Source organism: Pseudomonas sp. LTJR-52 (assembly GCF_003691465.1).
In the GTDB taxonomy this organism is placed as follows: Bacteria; Pseudomonadota; Gammaproteobacteria; order Pseudomonadales; family Pseudomonadaceae; genus Chryseomonas; species Chryseomonas luteola.
The window spans coordinates 1,752,426-1,767,968 of sequence record NZ_CP033105.1; the positions used below are offsets into that span (position 1 = coordinate 1,752,426).

General features: G+C 56.2%; 18 protein-coding genes. 4 read left to right on the forward strand and 14 right to left on the reverse strand.

Features of this window, described 5'->3' with window-relative positions; all coding sequences use genetic code 11:
* Nucleotides 1-50: 50 nt before the first annotated feature.
* A complete protein-coding gene (locus EAW52_RS08135; RefSeq protein ID WP_177411897.1) occupies nucleotides 51-1,013 on the forward strand; it encodes an NAD(P)H-quinone oxidoreductase in 963 nt (320 codons plus the stop codon).
* A 41-nt stretch (nucleotides 1,014-1,054) separates the two neighbouring features.
* Here EAW52_RS08135 and EAW52_RS08140 read toward each other — a convergent pair whose 3' ends face one another.
* Genes EAW52_RS08140 through EAW52_RS08165 form a run of 6 tightly spaced genes read right to left on the reverse strand, consistent with a single transcriptional unit; the run spans nucleotide 1,055 to nucleotide 6,156 of the window.
* Nucleotides 1,055-1,705, reverse strand: a complete 651-nt coding sequence (locus tag EAW52_RS08140; RefSeq protein WP_122042054.1) for an HAD family phosphatase — start codon at nucleotides 1,703-1,705, stop codon at nucleotides 1,055-1,057.
* Nucleotides 1,702-2,691, reverse strand: coding sequence for an ABC transporter ATP-binding protein (locus tag EAW52_RS08145; RefSeq protein ID WP_122042055.1), 990 nt, complete (start codon nucleotides 2,689-2,691; stop codon nucleotides 1,702-1,704). Before EAW52_RS08145 ends, EAW52_RS08140 begins: the two co-directional genes overlap by 4 nt.
* A complete protein-coding gene (locus tag EAW52_RS08150; RefSeq protein WP_122042056.1) occupies nucleotides 2,688-3,482 on the reverse strand; it encodes an ABC transporter permease in 795 nt (264 codons plus the stop codon). The genes EAW52_RS08145 and EAW52_RS08150 overlap by 4 nt, the downstream gene beginning before the upstream one ends.
* Complete coding sequence (locus EAW52_RS08155; protein ID WP_122042057.1) at nucleotides 3,469-4,299, reverse strand: ABC transporter permease subunit; 831 nt, start codon at nucleotides 4,297-4,299, stop codon at nucleotides 3,469-3,471. The genes EAW52_RS08150 and EAW52_RS08155 overlap by 14 nt, the downstream gene beginning before the upstream one ends.
* On the reverse strand, nucleotides 4,296-5,093 hold the full coding sequence (locus EAW52_RS08160; RefSeq protein ID WP_122042058.1) for an alkaline phosphatase family protein: 798 nt from the start codon (nucleotides 5,091-5,093) through the stop codon (nucleotides 4,296-4,298). Before EAW52_RS08160 ends, EAW52_RS08155 begins: the two co-directional genes overlap by 4 nt.
* A gap of 4 nt (nucleotides 5,094-5,097) precedes the next feature.
* Entirely contained in the window at nucleotides 5,098-6,156 is a 1,059-nt protein-coding gene (locus EAW52_RS08165) for an ABC transporter substrate-binding protein (RefSeq protein ID WP_122042059.1), read from the reverse strand.
* Between the two features lie 239 nt (nucleotides 6,157-6,395).
* On the opposite strand from EAW52_RS08165, the gene EAW52_RS08170 reads away from it, so the two are divergent.
* The gene (locus tag EAW52_RS08170) at nucleotides 6,396-7,124 is read left to right on the forward strand and encodes a UTRA domain-containing protein (RefSeq protein ID WP_122042060.1); all 729 of its coding nucleotides are present in this window, start codon (nucleotides 6,396-6,398) and stop codon (nucleotides 7,122-7,124) included.
* A 43-nt stretch (nucleotides 7,125-7,167) separates the two neighbouring features.
* On the opposite strand, the gene lpcA is transcribed toward EAW52_RS08170, so the two are convergent.
* From lpcA to minC, 7 genes are all read right to left on the reverse strand, one after another.
* Nucleotides 7,168-7,755 carry a D-sedoheptulose 7-phosphate isomerase gene (gene lpcA, locus EAW52_RS08175; RefSeq protein ID WP_122042061.1) on the reverse strand — a complete coding sequence of 196 codons (588 nt, stop codon included), beginning with the start codon at nucleotides 7,753-7,755 and terminating at the stop codon, nucleotides 7,168-7,170.
* Nucleotides 7,756-7,773: 18 nt separating this feature from the next.
* Nucleotides 7,774-9,060, reverse strand: a complete 1,287-nt coding sequence (locus tag EAW52_RS08180) for a M18 family aminopeptidase (protein ID WP_122042062.1) — start codon at nucleotides 9,058-9,060, stop codon at nucleotides 7,774-7,776.
* A 223-nt stretch (nucleotides 9,061-9,283) separates the two neighbouring features.
* Entirely contained in the window at nucleotides 9,284-9,583 is a 300-nt protein-coding gene (locus EAW52_RS26375) for a hypothetical protein (protein ID WP_256680754.1), read from the reverse strand.
* A gap of 105 nt (nucleotides 9,584-9,688) precedes the next feature.
* The gene (locus EAW52_RS08190) at nucleotides 9,689-10,324 is read right to left on the reverse strand and encodes an RluA family pseudouridine synthase (protein ID WP_122042063.1); all 636 of its coding nucleotides are present in this window, start codon (nucleotides 10,322-10,324) and stop codon (nucleotides 9,689-9,691) included.
* A gap of 60 nt (nucleotides 10,325-10,384) precedes the next feature.
* Nucleotides 10,385-10,645, reverse strand: coding sequence for a cell division topological specificity factor MinE (gene minE / locus EAW52_RS08195; protein ID WP_122042064.1), 261 nt, complete (start codon nucleotides 10,643-10,645; stop codon nucleotides 10,385-10,387).
* Nucleotides 10,642-11,457: a septum site-determining protein MinD gene (minD, locus tag EAW52_RS08200; RefSeq protein ID WP_010795128.1), complete on the reverse strand. Its 816-nt coding sequence runs from the start codon at nucleotides 11,455-11,457 to the stop codon at nucleotides 10,642-10,644. Before minD ends, minE begins: the two co-directional genes overlap by 4 nt.
* Nucleotides 11,458-11,624: 167 nt before the next feature.
* A complete protein-coding gene (gene minC, locus EAW52_RS08205; RefSeq protein ID WP_122042065.1) occupies nucleotides 11,625-12,386 on the reverse strand; it encodes a septum site-determining protein MinC in 762 nt (253 codons plus the stop codon).
* A gap of 123 nt (nucleotides 12,387-12,509) precedes the next feature.
* On the opposite strand from minC, the gene EAW52_RS08210 reads away from it, so the two are divergent.
* Complete coding sequence (locus EAW52_RS08210) at nucleotides 12,510-13,442, forward strand: lipid A biosynthesis lauroyl acyltransferase (RefSeq protein ID WP_122042066.1); 933 nt, start codon at nucleotides 12,510-12,512, stop codon at nucleotides 13,440-13,442.
* Between the two features lie 16 nt (nucleotides 13,443-13,458).
* The gene (locus EAW52_RS08215; protein ID WP_122042067.1) at nucleotides 13,459-14,688 is read left to right on the forward strand and encodes a patatin-like phospholipase family protein; all 1,230 of its coding nucleotides are present in this window, start codon (nucleotides 13,459-13,461) and stop codon (nucleotides 14,686-14,688) included.
* Here the strand turns inward: EAW52_RS08215 and EAW52_RS08220 are convergent.
* Nucleotides 14,682-15,533, reverse strand: a complete 852-nt coding sequence (locus EAW52_RS08220; protein ID WP_122042068.1) for a pirin family protein — start codon at nucleotides 15,531-15,533, stop codon at nucleotides 14,682-14,684. The two genes, EAW52_RS08215 and EAW52_RS08220, sit on opposite strands and share 7 nt — an antisense overlap.
* Nucleotides 15,534-15,543 lie beyond the last annotated feature (10 nt).

Here is a 15,543-nt window from a genome sequence, read left to right on the forward strand (position 1 = left end):
CAGTCAAGTACGCTGTTAAAGGTCAAAAGCTAGCTCACTATGGAGGCACCGTGAACGCATTGCAAGGTATTGAAGGTCAGCTTGAGTGGCAACAGCTGACAAGTCCTGCTCTTTCCGCAGGTGAAATTCGTATCCAGGTCGCCGCGGCCGGGCTTAATCGCGCCGATCTTCTTCAATTGGCCGGTAACTATCCGCCACCGCCTGGAGCGCCGCAAACCCTCGGTCTGGAGTGTTCCGGTGTTGTGGTCGAAGTTGGTGAGGGAGCCAATTGGAACGTCGGGGATCGTGTCTGTGCTCTGCTGGCCGGTGGTGGTATGGCCAGCGAAGTCGTGGTGAATGCTCAGCATGCGATTCCGGTTCCCGAAGGGCTGTCGATGGCTGAGGCAGCAGCGCTACCTGAGGTCTGGGCAACAGCCTGGTGCAATCTTTTCGAATTGGCAGCCTTGCGACCTGGCGAGAAAGTACTCTTGCATGCAGGGGCCAGCGGCGTAGGTTCTGCCGCCATTCAACTCTGTAAGGCTTTTGATAATCCTTGCTGGGTCAGCGTAGGTTCGGCCGAGCGGCTGGACTATTGCATTTCGCTGGGTGCCGAAGGGGGCGTTGATCGGCACCAGGGGCTGGAAGGACTGCGTGACTTCGGGCCATTCGACGTGATCCTTGATCCGGTAGGCGCAAGCTACGCCGAACTTAATCTGGATGTGCTGCGCCGTGACGGGCGGTGGGTACTGATTGGCCTGATGAGTGGTCGAGAGGCGCAGTTCGATCTGGCAAAGGTGTTGAGCAAGCGCATTAGCCTGATCGGTTCTACGCTGCGTAACCGCGATACGGCGTTCAAGGCCCGATTGATGGCAGAGCTGGCTGCACGAGTCTGGCCGTTGTTTACAGAAGGCAAGCTCAAGCCGAACCTGGAGCGAAAATTTGCTGCCAAGGATGCCGAGGCGGCGTTTGCGGCACTGTCGAGCAACAAGGTGAACGGTAAGGTCGTGATGATCCTTGATGACAGCCTGATCTGATGTCGAGGCTGGCCATGCCGGCATGGCCAGCCTTTGTTTGGCTATTTCCACTCAAGGATTGGCCAACCCCGCCGACTGGCCTGCTCGCGCAGATAGGGATCGGGATTCACGGCGTGCGGATGCCCAACGCGTTCTAGCAAGGGTAGATCGTTACGTGAGTCAGAGTAGAAACTGGCATCTGCAAGCTCGACCTCCTGATGATCTATTAGCTCGAGAAGGCGCGTCAGCTTGCCTTCTCGATAGGTCAGAACACCTTGAGTACGGCCAGTGTAGACCCCATGGGCCAGTTCCAGGTCGATGGCCAGTATTTCGCTGATCCCCAGCCTACCGGCAATCGGTTCGACCAGATGAGCACCGGACGCCGAAATCAATACGATCCGGTCGCCTCTGGCGCGATGTTCCGCAATGCAGCGGCAGGCATCGCTGAAGATCAGAGGCTCGATCACGTCTTCGACATAGGCGTCGATCTCCGGCTCCAGCTCCTCAGGCGCTCGACCTATGAGCGGCTCCAGGGCGAATGCCATGTATTCTTCCATGGCCAGGGCGCCTTCGGCATATGCCTTCATCAGGGCGGCATCACGCTGGATGAAGGACTCGTCAACCCAGCCGAGTTGGGCCATTCGCTGGCACCACAAGCTGGAGCAGTCACCGTCGATCAGGGTTTCGTCAAGGTCGAAAATAGCGAGGGTCATGCGACTTCTCTTGCGGCTGATGAATCGATCCCTAATGTGACGCGTGAGCCGCACGGGTGCAAGACAGAGGCATCCTGATTGAGGACATCTACCAGTAATTCGATCCCCAATGTCTGCACGCGATAGCGAATGACATTGCCTAGCAGCGTATGTCCGACAATCTCGGCACTGGGGCCTTCCGATGCGTTGATCCTGATCGATTCGGGGCGGATCGCTACCTGTTGAGTGAAGTTTCGCCCTAACAGGGTAGAGGCCTGAGCGGGATCCAGAATGTTGTAGTTACCCATGAAGCCTGCTGCAAACAGCGTGGCTGGCGCAGTATAGAGGGTTTCCGCATCGCCACTTTGTACGATGCGGCCCGCTTGCATCAACACGATGCGGTCGGACATTATCAAGGCTTCTTCCTGATCATGCGTGACAAACAGGGTAGTCAGGTTGAGCGCTTGCTGAAGGCTGCGTATCTGTTCTCGTAAATGCTTGCGGATGCGCGCATCCAGTGCCGATAGCGGCTCGTCGAGCAGCAGCAGACGTGGACGAGTGACCAGTGATCGCGCCAAGGCGACACGCTGACATTGCCCTCCCGACAGCTGATGAGGGTAGCGGTCTTCGAACCCCTTGAGTTCTACCAGTTCGATCACTTCGGCGGTGCGCAGGTGTAAAGTTTTGCGATCCACTTTTTGCATCTTCAGGCCGAACGCTACATTTTGCGCGACCGTCATGTTGGGAAACAGCGCATAGCTCTGAAACACCATGGCAATGCCGCGCTTTTGCGGCGGCAGGGTCGCAATATCCTGACCGTCGAGCAGGATGCGTCCACCGTTTACCGAGGTTAAGCCTGCCAGACAGCGCAGCAAGGTGGATTTGCCGCAGCCGGAAGGTCCTAAAAGCGTAACCAGCTCACCTTGTTCTGCAGAGAAATCGATGTCCTGAAAGATCATGTTCGAGCCGTAGCTCTTGTGCAGATGTTCAACGCTTAGAAAGCTCATGATTTATCCCGGCTCAAACCACTGGCAGCCCACGTTACGGTCAGGACGACCAGAAAGTACGAGATGACCAGTGCGCTCGTGAAATGGCCGCTGCCATTGCGCATGTTGTACAGATAGACCTGCAAGGTTTCGTAACGCGCTCCAACAAGAATGTTGGCAAAAACGAATTCGCCAATCAGAAACGAAAATGACAGAAGCAGCGCCACCATAAGACCCTTGCGCAGGTTGGGCAGTACCACCAGGAGGGCCGCCCGGAAGGTGCTGGCGCCCAGCAGGTGAGCCGCATCCATCAGGTCATGAATATTCAGTGCCTGCAGATTATTGCTGATGGCTCGGTACATGAACGGCAGGGCGATGGTGAAATAACAGCCGATCAGAATCCATGGTGTGCCTATCAACGGCAAGGGGCCGCCAGCATAGAGTTGCAGCAACCCTACGGAAGAAACCACAGGCGGCACGGCGAACGGCAGCAGGATCAACACGTTCATGAGTGCATCGAGCCTGGGGAAGTGGTAGGCGATGACGAACATGAGAGGAAGTACGAGGAAGACGGCCAGTAGCAGCGCGCCCACGCAGACGATCAATGAATGCCCGAAGGCGATGAGAAAGCGTGAGTCGCTCCAGAGCGCTACGTACCACTTCAAGGTCAGCCCGCTGGGAAGAAGCGTGGCGGACCATTGTGTTGCCAATGAATACAGCAGGGTGGCAGCGAGCGGCAGTAGAAGAATCAGAAAGAGCAGCCAGACGACCAGGCGATGGTAGAGTGAAACCGACCGGTTAGCGTTTGACATGGTAGCTCCGGCGTAGCAGCCATTGGTGAACGAGGGTAATCACGGCCATGAGCATTACCAGCAGCATGGCAAGGGCGCTCGCGAGGTTCGGATCCAGAAAGATGTCGCCAGAGACCAATGCCGCTATACGGACCGGGACCACATTGAAATTGCCCGTCGTCAGGGCATATACGGTTGCGTAGGCCCCCAGCGCATTGGCCAGCAGAATGATGAATGTACCTAGCAGCGCCGGAGTCAGCACCGGCAGCCCGATATGACGCCAGAAATGCCAGGTATTGGCGCCAAGCAGTGAGGCAGCTTCACGCCAGTCTTCGCGCAGGGCATCAAAGGCAGGGTAGAGCAACAGAACGCCTAGCGGGATCTGGAAGTAGGTATAGATCAGGATCAATCCGCTTTTGGAATACAGGTTAAAGTCCTCGATCAGCCCGGTCTGCTTGAGCAGCAGGGTCAGGCACCCATTGATGCCAAGCAGGATGATGAAGGCGAACGCCAGGGGAACACCGGCAAAATTGCTCGTCATGTTGGCAAAGGCTGTTACGAAATCTCTTAGCTTCGAGTCGACCTGGCGTAGCGAGTAACTGCCCAGAATGGCGATTAGCAGGCCTAACAGGCTGGACCAGACTGAAATCTCTAGTGAAAAGCGTATAGCCTGGCGATAGAAGGGTGATTCAAGGATTTCGGTGAAGTTACCCAGGCCCCAGCCATCCAGATGCTTGAGGCTGTTGATAGCGATCCAGATCAATGGGGCTATCTGAAATGCACAAAAGAAAACTAGAAAGGGCAGAAGGCACAATGTGGCGAGCCATTTGCCTTTCATGCCAGGAGTTCCCGACAAACCGGCTTGTCATGGGCGACACCTAAAAGCTCACAAAGCGTACCGCATAGGTCAGTTTGTACAGGGCTTGCCTCTTTCAGGCTGAAGCCTGTCCCGAACACGAATAACGGGACTTCACGCTCTTCAGGCAGCAGCCCCCCATGGCTGCGGTCATCATTCATGCCATGATCGGCTGTCACCATCACCTGATAGCCCGCCTCCAGCCATACCGGTAAATGACCGGACAGGCATATATCTGCCACACGTGCGGTGTTTCGATATTGGCTGCTGGAAAGTCCGTATTTGTGGCCAGCATCATCGATATTCATCGAGTGAGCCAGCAGAAAATCAGGGGAATGACGTTGTCTCAAGCTTTCGGCGTCGTCGAAGAGGTGAGAGTCTGGATAGTGATCGGCGTAATAGAAATGTCCGTACTGGATAGGCAGATCCGGGGCACAGATATGACGGTCCCGCGCGGCATCAAAGGGCGAACGGTTATAAAGTTCGCTGATCCAGTGATAGGCCGCAGCCGCCGTCGTGAGGTAGGCCTCGCGCGTATAATGAAACACACTGCGCTGGCTCGAAAGCCGGACGACCTGATTGTGCGTAATGCCGCTGTCGACAGGGCGTACCCCTGTGAGAATGCATTCGTAGAGCGGGCGGGAAAGCGACGGCAGTTCACACTGTACGGTATAGAGCTGTCCGCGCCCTGCCTGACAGACACCCTGAAGGTAGCCCATACAGTCACGGGCGACTCCATAGGCCAGACCGTCCAGCACAACCAGGATCGTCTTCATTGGATCACTGCTTCATCTGCATGATCACGTTTTCCTGCCAGAGACGTGGCAGACGCTTGGCTGTTTCTTCCCAGGCCTTGGCATCCGCGATGGGTTTGGCACTGGCATATTGCTCGCTTGGTAACAGTTTAGCTTTTACATCCTCGGGTAGCGGGATATGGTCAGCACGGATGGGGCGGGCATAACCGCGAGCCAAGTTGATCTGGCCAGCATCGGAAAGAATGTATTCACGTGCCAGCTTGGCTGCATTCGGATGCTTGGCATACTTGTTCAGAATCGTGGTGTAGCCGGACGTAATCGAGCCGTCTGAAGGGATGAGCACTTCAAAGCGTGAAGTATCGATCTGATCGCGATAGTTCAATCCGTTGAAGTCCCAAACGATACCCACTTCGACTTCGCCTTTCTCCAGGGTCGAGACGACCGGGTTGGTCATGGACAAACGGCCCTGCTGCGCCAGCTTGCCAAAGTATTCCAGGCCGGGCTTGATGTTCTTTTCGTTACCGCCGTTAGCGTAGGTAGCCGCCAGGACCCCACTCACTGCCTGTGAGGCAGCGCTTACATCACCAATGGCAACCTTGTATTTGCCCTGCAGCAGGTCAGCCCAGCTATGGGGTACATCAGCTACCAGCTGCTTGTTGACGATAAACGCGATAGTGCCGGTATACGCCAGCATCCAATGACCATCTTTGTCCTTGGCCCAGTCGGGAATCTGCTCCCAGGTGGTGGGCTTGTACGGTTGGGTTACGCCTTTCTCCACGGCGATGGGGCCAAACGAGGCGCCCACGTCACCCATATCGGCGGTGGCGTTTTCACCCTCGGCTGCGAATTTGGCTATTTCCTGGGCTGAGCTCATGTCTGTATCCATGTGCTTGAGGCCGTACTTTTTCTGCAGATCGGCCCAGGTATCCTTCCAGTTGGCCCAGGTATCAGGCATGCCTACGCTATCAACCTGGCCTTCCTGGCGGGCAGCCTGCTCGAGTATGTTCATATCCGTGGCGGCTAGGGCCAGGGTGCCATTCAGCGCAAGTGCGCTACCCAACAGTGAAGCAAGCAAGCGTTTCATTGAGCGCTCCTTCGAGGCGTGGTCGATTGGCTGGTCTAGATCAGCAAGACGCAAGCCAATCTACCGACGAAGGATGACGATTTGATTTCCACCCTGATGGCATCTGTGCAGAGGGTTGCCCTAACGATGAATCATGAGCTAACTCGCAGCTTAACGGGGCGGTCATCTAGATAATCTAAGCTGTCACTTTTTCTTTCTGGCTCATGCATCCCTGAGCTTTACCGGCTGGACTAGTCCAAATGAGAGCAAGCCCGCACGATGACGCACCAAAAACCGTCACAGCCATCTGCCGCTCATTGGAGGAGCAGATTATCTGTGGTGCGCTTGCGCCCTCCACCAAGCTGCCTGCAGAACGACGTTTGAGCGAGTCGTTTTCAACGACCCGGATTACGTTGCGTGAAGCGCTTGGGCAGTTGGAGTTGCAGGGGCTGATTTATCGGGAAGAGCGACGTGGCTGGTTTGTTTCACCTCCCAGGGTGGCTTACAACCCGCTAGTACGCTCGCATTTTCACGCCATGGTGGCAGGACAGGGCCGTGTTCCGGCTACCGAAGTCCTCTCGGCTCGGTTGGTGTCCGCTAATGCAGCGGTGTGTGGGCTTCTCGAGCTTCCTGAACGTACGGGCGTCTATCAGATACGGCGAGCCAGGCGTATCGATGGCCGTCTGGTGCTCTATGTGGAGCACTATCTCAACCCGATCTATTTTCCCAATATCCTGCAATTTGACCTGACCCATTCGCTAACCGATCTCTATGCCAGCGAATACGGTATCCGGTATGGGCGTGTTCGTTTCGAAATTCGGCCTACAGCGTTGCATGCGGACGCTGCGCAGGCACTTAAGGTCAGCATGGGAAGCCCGGCGCTGCATATCACACGTATCAACCGCGATCAGCAGGGACGTCTGATCGATTGTGATCTGGAATACTGGCGGCACGACGCCATTCATGTCAGCGTAGACGTGCCGGAGTAAGATGAGGCGGCGCCATGGTTGGAGCCGCCTCCGAATGGTTAAGTCAGGCGTAGTTTTCCGGATTCAACTTACGCTCGATCAGCTCCATAAGGATATGGATGATCTTGATATGCAGCTCTTGGATACGATCGGCATAGTGGCCGCCAGGCGCACAGATGCAGACATCGGCCATGGTTTCGAGCAGGGAGCCTGGTTTGCCGGTTAGTGCAATGACCTTGATGCCCAACGCTTTTGCAGCCTCAGCGGCCTTGAGCACATTGGGACTCTTGCCGCTGGTGCTGATGGCCAGCAAGACATCTCCTTCGCGCCCGTGGGACTCGATATAGCGAGAAAAGATGTAGTCGTAGCCAAAGTCATTTGCCACACAGCTGATGTGGCTGGCGTCGCTTATGGAGACGGCAGCAATGCCCGGGCGGTTTTTGCGATAACGGCCGGTCAGCTCTTCAGCGAAATGCATGGCATCACACATGGAACCGCCGTTACCGCAGGAGAAGGCCTTGCCCTTGTGCTCGAAGCTTTCAACCAGCAGTTCTGCCGCACGCTCGATATTCCGTAGCGCTTGTTCGTCAGCCAAAAAGTTGTCCAGTGCTGTCTTGGCTTCAAGCAGACTGTTGCGAATATGCGTGATCATCGTGCGGTTCCCTCTGCCTTATGGCAGTACATGGCTGGAATAGAAGGCTTTAAGGACTTTCACCAGATAATTCAGGTCATGGCTGCCGGCGAGTTCGCGGATCGAATGCATGGCAAACGTCGGCAGACCGATATCGACTGTGCGAACGCCCAGCTGGCTGGCGGTAATCGGGCCGATGGTCGAGCCACAACCCATATCGCTGCGGGTCACAAAGCTTTGAACCGGTATTTCATTTTCCAGGCAGAGATGACGGAAAAATCCACCGGTTTCGCTGTTGGTCGCGTAGCGCTGATTGTTATTGATCTTGATGATCGGCCCGGCATTGAGTTTAGGGCCATGATTGCCATCATGCTTCTCGGCATAGTTCGGGTGTACACCATGAGCATTGTCGGCCGAGATCAACAGTGAACGGGCGATGATCCGGGTAAAGTCCTCACCTTCCGGCAGGGCACGGCGCATGACTTGTTCAAGGAACGGGCCGTCTGCGCCACAGTGCGAGCTCGAACCCACCTCTTCGTGGTCTGTGCATACCAGCACGCAGCTTTCATCGCCATCTGCCGACAGTAGCGCTTCCAGACCGGCATAACAGGACAGCAGGTTATCCAGGCGGGCGCCGGCAATGAAGTCTTCATCCAGACCCACCACAGCGGCTTTCTGCACGTCATAGAACGATAGTTCGAAGTCCAGTACCGACTCTGCCAGGATGCCATGCTCCCGCTCCAGTTGCTCGGTCAGCAGCGCACGGAAATCGCGTCGCTCACTGGCCGGTACCTGCGCCACAATGGGGGGAAGCTCGTTCTGGGCATTGATGGACCAGCCTTGATTGGCCTCACGATTCAAATGAATAGCCAGATTCGGAATAATAGCGATCGGACGTTTGAAGTCGATCAGGCGGCTATGCTGAGTGCCGGTCTGGCGAAAGGTGACACGGCCTGCCAGGGACAGATCCCGATCGAACCAGGGCGCCATCAGCATACCGCCGTAAACTTCCACACCCAGTTGCCAAAACCCTTGTTTGTAGAGCTCTGGGTTGGGCTTTACGCGCAGGCAGGGGCTATCGGTATGAGCACCAACCATCCGCAGGCCGTTGCGTAGCGGATCATCACCCAGGCGAAATGCGATCAATGAGGAGTCATTACGTGTAACGTAGTAACGTCCACCCGGACGAATATGCCAGGTATCCCGCTCATCCAGCCGCTGGAAGCCGGCCTGCTCAAGGCGGCGACTCATCGTGGCGGTAGCATGAAAAGGGGTAGGGGACGAAGCGAGAAAGTCGATCAAACCTTGATTGAGTGTGTCGCGCATGCGGTACTCCTTACGATATACCTCTAGTCTATCCATTTATGCTGTTAGGCGGCTAACTCAGTTAGTCGATTGACGCGCTACAAAGTCGAAAAGGTGCCAATGCTTGTTGGCTCCCTTTGCCGTTTTCCCGGCCCCCCTCAGTTTCGTCAAAATGAATCAGCGTCCACCCCGAGAAGAGCGCCAGAGCGGAGGCTCTGTCCAGCACTGTGATGCCTGGGGCAGCCTAACTGTCTCGCGGTCCGAACAATTGACCGGCGAGCAGCCCGTTTGGCCGTAACGCCGTGGAAATTGAGTGCCATAAGGTGAAGGACGAGGGCTCGCAAAAAGGAAGCGAGAAACTCGCATTGATCAACTGACATTTGGGCACCTCTAGTGTCTCGAAGCGCGTTTGCAGCAGTGTAGTAAAGCGCTGATGCTGGCCTTCCGAGACACGAATGCTCAGGCGCTCAAGCGCCTCTGCCTGTGCATCAACGGCAATGACATCCCAGCCGCGCGCCAGGACCTGTACCACAGCCAAGATCAAGCGCTACTCCAGTGGGACCCTTCCAATGATGCAGCGCACGCAGTAGTGTAGAGCGGGCCGGCTCGTCACCTATGGCGTCGTAATAGCCGGTCCATTTGGGCATTTTTAAAATGATGCTGCGCTTTCAAAGCGCATGCGCTCACCTGTTTTGGGATGGGTCAGTGCTAGAAGGCTGGCATGCAGGCACAACCGGGGATGCGCATTCAAGGCGTCTTCATGAGCATAAAGCCGATCACCTAATAGCGGATGACCAATGGACAGCATGTGCACACGGAGCTGGTGGGAGCGTCCCGTAATAGGCGTCAACTCGACCCGGCTGTAATGACCGCAACGTTCCAGGACGCGCCAGAAAGTCAGCGCGTGGCGCCCCAACTCGTGATCGACGACATGCCGTGGCTTGGTCGGTGGATCATACCGCAGTGGTAATTCGATACGGCCACTGTCGGCCTCAGGCTCACCCCAGCAAAGCGCGGTATAGGCCTTTTCAGTCTCGCGGTCATGGAACTGGCGAGAGAGTTCGCGGTGGCTGTCTGCATCGCGCGCAAGCACCATGATCCCGGAGGTTTCCCAATCCAGACGGTGCACGATACGTGCCTCGGGATAGCCGTTCTCCTGGAGGCGGGTTACCAGGCAATCCCTGTTATCTTCGGCTCGACCGGGAACCGAGAGCAGCAGGGTTGGCTTGTCTACTACCAGTAACGCATCGTCCTGGTGGATGAAACGGATATTTGAGAGAGGCATGTCACGTTCAGAAAAGAGCCCATCGGCGGTATGAGCCGCCGATGAATGACCAGCCAGGGATCAATGATCCCGGTCTGGCAGAGTGATGTTCAGTTCCAGAATCGAGCAGCTACCCTGGTTTTCCAGTTCCACCTGGATCTGGTCCTGCTCGATCGGTACATATTTGCGGATGACTTCCAGCAGATCTTTCTGCAGCTGAGGCAGGTAGTCAGGCTGGGAGTGACGTCCGCGTTCGTGAGCGACGATGATCTGCAGCCGCTCTTTGGCGATGGAAGCGCTGTTTTGCTTCCTCCGATCGCGAAAGAAAGCAAAGAGGCTCATTCACTCCCCCCAAATAGTCGTTGTAGGAAGCCTTTCTTCTTCACGTCGAGGAAGCGATGAGGCATTTCCTTGCCCAGCAGCCGCTCTACCGCGTCGCTGTAGGCCTGGCCAGCGTCGCTCTGTTCGTCGAGAATGACCGGAATACCCTGGTTCGATGCCTTCAGGACAGCCTGCGACTCAGGAATGACGCCGAGTAGACGGATAGCCAGAATCTCTTCCACATCCTCTACGCCCAACATTTCACCCTTATTGACGCGCTCTGGATTGTAGCGGGTCAGAAGCAGGTGCTCCTTGATCGCATCCTCGCCGTTTTCGGCGCGCTTGGATTTGCTGGCGAGCAGGCCAAGCATACGATCCGAGTCACGTACGGAAGAGACTTCCGGGTTGGTCACGACAATGGCTTCATCGGCGTAATACATGGCCAGATGGGCGCCTTTCTCGATCCCGGCAGGGGAGTCACAGACAATATATTCGAAGTTACCCTTAAGTTCTTCGATTACCTTGCCGACACCTTCCAGCGTGAGGGCATCCTTGTCACGCGTCTGGCTGGCTGCCAGCACATACAGATTCTCGAGACGCTTGTCTTTGATAAGCGCCTGGGTGAGCGTGGCTTCGTTGTTGATGACGTTTACAAAGTCATACACAACACGACGCTCGCACCCCATGATCAGATCAAGGTTACGTAAACCCACGTCAAAGTCGACGATAACGGTCTTATGCCCGCGCAGGGCCAGACCAGTGCCGATGGCCGCGCTTGTGGTTGTTTTGCCGACACCGCCTTTACCGGAGGTGACTACGAGTACTTTGGCCAAGCTGATTCACCCTAAATTCGAAATAAGCTCACGGAATGAACGGCTGGAGTACCAAAAAATGGCCGCCGGAACACTACACAATACTCGGCTGGACTCCAGACGCCATTCGGGTCTGAAAGCGGTATCGATGACGCTACCGCTTCGTAAAAAATTCGCGGCAGTATCCGTTAAAGACGTGTGATGTTCAACACATCTCCAGACAGACTGATCTGAACAGGATTTCCCCACTGGGGATGTCTGCGCAAGTCTTCCGCTACTTTGTATTGTCCAGCAATCGAGACCAATTCGGCGGTGAGTTGCTGGCAAAAAATTCTTGCTTTTGTGTCGCCCTTCACACCTGCAAGGGCACGACCTCGCATTGGCCCATACACATGAATATTGCCGTCTGCGAGCAATTCAGCTCCCGGACTGACCGAGGATAACACCACCAGGTCACCACCGGGTGCATAAAGCTGCATGCCGCCGCGTACGGGTGCCGTAATGACTTTGGTAGGGTTCACGGCAGGTTCGGCAGGTTTCTCCGGTTCAGGCGCAGATTCTGCCGCTTTTGCCGGTTCCCGCTCTCGCAGCTCAAGGGCACGCTCGCGCCCTGCACCGCTTGCCGGAGGAAGCACCGGCAGATCGAAATCGTTGGCAGCTCGGATGTCCAGAGGCCGTCTGGCCCTGAGCGCCAGGGTTCGCAGCCCATGGCGGCGACAGAGATCGAGCAGTGCACCCAGGTCAAGCGCTTCATCGTCTTCCTCGAGCTTGTCGAGCGATAGAATGAGCGGGGTGTCGTGAAAGAAATTGGGCGCCTGCGCCACCTTCTGTGCCAATTGGCGGTCGAGGCGTGAAAGATCGTTGCGGGAGAGTTCCAGCACGGTAACGGCAAGCATGTTGCCCTTTAGCTGGAATACGGAATCGTTATCGAGAAGATCAACCTGGCTCATGTTGGGACCGCGTGCGTCAGATGCCGAGGACTTATAACGAGATGACAAGCATGTCGCAAGCATGGCTGCTTGCTAACGGTCAGGAATGTAGAATGTACCGTTTAATGTTTACCAGGATGTTTGATGGAACGCCCTCGTTTTCGACTTGCTTTTCTTCATCCCCGTTATTGGCTGCTCTGGCTGGGATTGGGCGTACTCTGGCTGATCGTCCAGCTACCCTATTGCGTACTGCTTCGCCTGGGTCGTGCAATAGGCTGGGTCATACTGCACGTTTCTGCCAGTCGACGCCATATTGCGATGCGCAATCTCGAGTTGTGCTTTCCTCAATGGAGCGAGGCCGAACGTAAGCGTGTGCTCAGGGAAAATTTCGCATCGAACGGTATCGCCTTGATCGAGATGGCCATGAGCTGGTGGTGGCCCAGATCACGCCTGAGTCGGCTCGCTCATATCGAGGGAATCAAGCACCTCCAGCGAGCCCAACAAGAGGGCAAGGGGGTCATCCTGATGGCGTTGCATTTTACGACGCTCGAAATCGGCGCTGCGCTGCTTGGGCAGCGGCATACCATCGACGGAATGTACCGCGAACACAAAAACGCAGTGTTCGATTACGTGCAGCGCAAGGGGCGTGAGCGACATAATCTGGATGCCACTGCCATCGAACGCGAAGATGTACGGGCCATGTTGAAGGTGCTCAGAGGCGGCCGCGCCATCTGGTACGCACCTGATCAGGACTATGGCGCCAAGCAAAGTATCTTCGTGCCGTTATTCGGAATTCAGGCCGCTACGGTTACTGCTACCACCAAATTTGCACGCCTGGGCCGGGCACTTGTCATGCCCTTTACTCAAGAGCGGCTGGCCGATGGGTCAGGGTACCGCCTGGTTATCCATCCGCCGCTGGAGGACTTCCCGAGTGAGACGGAGGAGGCTGACTGCTTAAGAATCAACCAGTGGGTGGAAAAAGAGGTCAGTAAGCTGCCTGAGCAGTACTTATGGGCACACCGGCGCTTCAAGACGCGGCCAGCTGGCGAACCCAAACTGTACGCCAAAAGCGACTGAGTTCCGTCTCGCACCCATGACACGCTATGCTCAAGGCGATGTGTTTAACCTCGGACTCAAGGAAAGGGTGTTGGACATTACTTCGGCTGTTCCTGTTACAGGGCTGATCCTGTCTGGCGGTGGCGCTCGGGCGGCGTATCAGGTAGGGGTGCTTTCTGCCATTGCTGAGCTGCTGCCTGCGGGTGCGCGCAATCCTTTTCCTGTCATCGTGGGAACATCGGCAGGTGCTATCAATGCAACGGTATTGGCCTGTGGTGCCCTGCAGTTCCAACTGGCCTGTCAGCGCCTGACTCAGGTCTGGCAGAATTTTCATATTGATCAGGTTTACCGCAGTGACTGGCCCGGCGTGATCCGGCAGGCCAGTCACTTCATAGGACAAAATGTCTTTGGTATACGTGGCAAGACGCCGGCGGCATTGCTGGATAATGCACCGTTACGCGCACTGCTAACTCGGGAGCTGGACTTTTCAGGTATTACAGCCGCAGTTAAGGCCCGGCATCTGCGGGCCATAGCCATTACTGCATTTGGGTATGACTCCGGCCACTCGATGACCTTTTACCAGGGGCACGGTGCGATTGATCCCTGGCTGCGTCATCGCCGGGTTGGGTTTCCCACTCGTCTGAATGTCGAGCATCTAATGGCTAGTTCGGCCATTCCGCTTATCTTCCCGGCAGTCAAACTGGGGCGTGAATACCTGGGCGATGGTTCGGTGCGTCAGGCGGCACCTATCAGTCCGGCATTGCACCTGGGGGCTAACCGGGTATTGATCGTGGGCGTCAGCAACAACCCTCACGCCGATGCCTCCCGTTCGGAGGACGCCTCTGCCGCAACCGGTAAGGCGCCTACACTGGCGCAGATTGGCGGGCATCTGCTGAACAGTACGTTTATCGATAGTCTGGAAAGCGACACCGAGGTGCTTGAGCGTATCAACTTGATGAGCCAAATGATTCCGCCCTCGGAGCAGCAAAAGCGTCTTGGTGTAAAGCCGGTTGAAACGCTGGTGATCGCACCGAGTGAGCCCTTGGCTGAGATTGCGGCCCGCTTTCGACATGAGCTGCCAGCGTCCCTGCGTTTGTTTCTTCGTGGGCCTGGTGCAACAAAGAAAAGCGGGTCTGCCGTATTGAGCTACCTGCTGTTCGAGGCAGGTTACTGTTCTGAGTTGATCGCACTTGGGCGGCGGGATGCCTTGGCCCAGCGTGATCAACTCATTCTGTTCCTAGGGCTGGAACTGGCCGCTGCTCACTGACCGAACTCGCCGCGCTGATAGTCACGCAAGGCTTGTTCAATCTGCTCACGTGTATTCATCACGAAGGGGCCATATTGAACAATGGGCTCATTCAGCGGCGCGCCTGCAATCAACAACACGCGAGCACCTTGGGCGGATCGAATCCGCAGCTGCCCTTCATCGCTCAGGCGAGCCAGCCGATTGGTCGTTACAGACGCCACGGTATCGCTTTCGACTTCAATCTGTCCTTCATACACATAGAGTAGGGCGCGATGCCCTTCGGGAAGGCGCGGACTGATAGCGCTTTGTGCCGGCATGATGAAGTCGAAATAATAGGGGGCCGTATCCGGCCGCTGCACGGCGCCCAGCTGCTGGTGTTCCCCGTCATCAAAATGGCCGGCAAGCACGACAACTTCAACGCCCTGTGAGGTAGTCAGGCGAGGTACTTCAGCAGGCTCATAGTCACGGTAGCTGGCGGGTCCCATTTTGGTTTTGCCAGGCAGGTTCAGCCACAACTGGAAGCCTCGCATCAGGCCTTCCTGTTGCTCGGGCATTTCGCTATGAATGATACCGCGGGCAGCCGTCATCCATTGTAGGCCACCAGGCTTCAGAAGACCTTGGTTGCCCAGGTGATCCTCGTGGCGCATACGACCTTCGAGCATGTAGGTGACGGTCTCGAAGCCGCGGTGAGGGTGGGCTGGAAAACCGCCGATATAGTCATCTGCATTGGCTGTATCGAACTGGTCCAGCATGAGAAAAGGATCGAAGCGCTCAACGCCCTGGCCGGCAAATACTCGCGTCATGCGTACGCCCGCGCCATCAGAAGCGGGCTGGCCTGTATGCAGTTCAAGAACGTTGCGGTACATGATTCGTGCT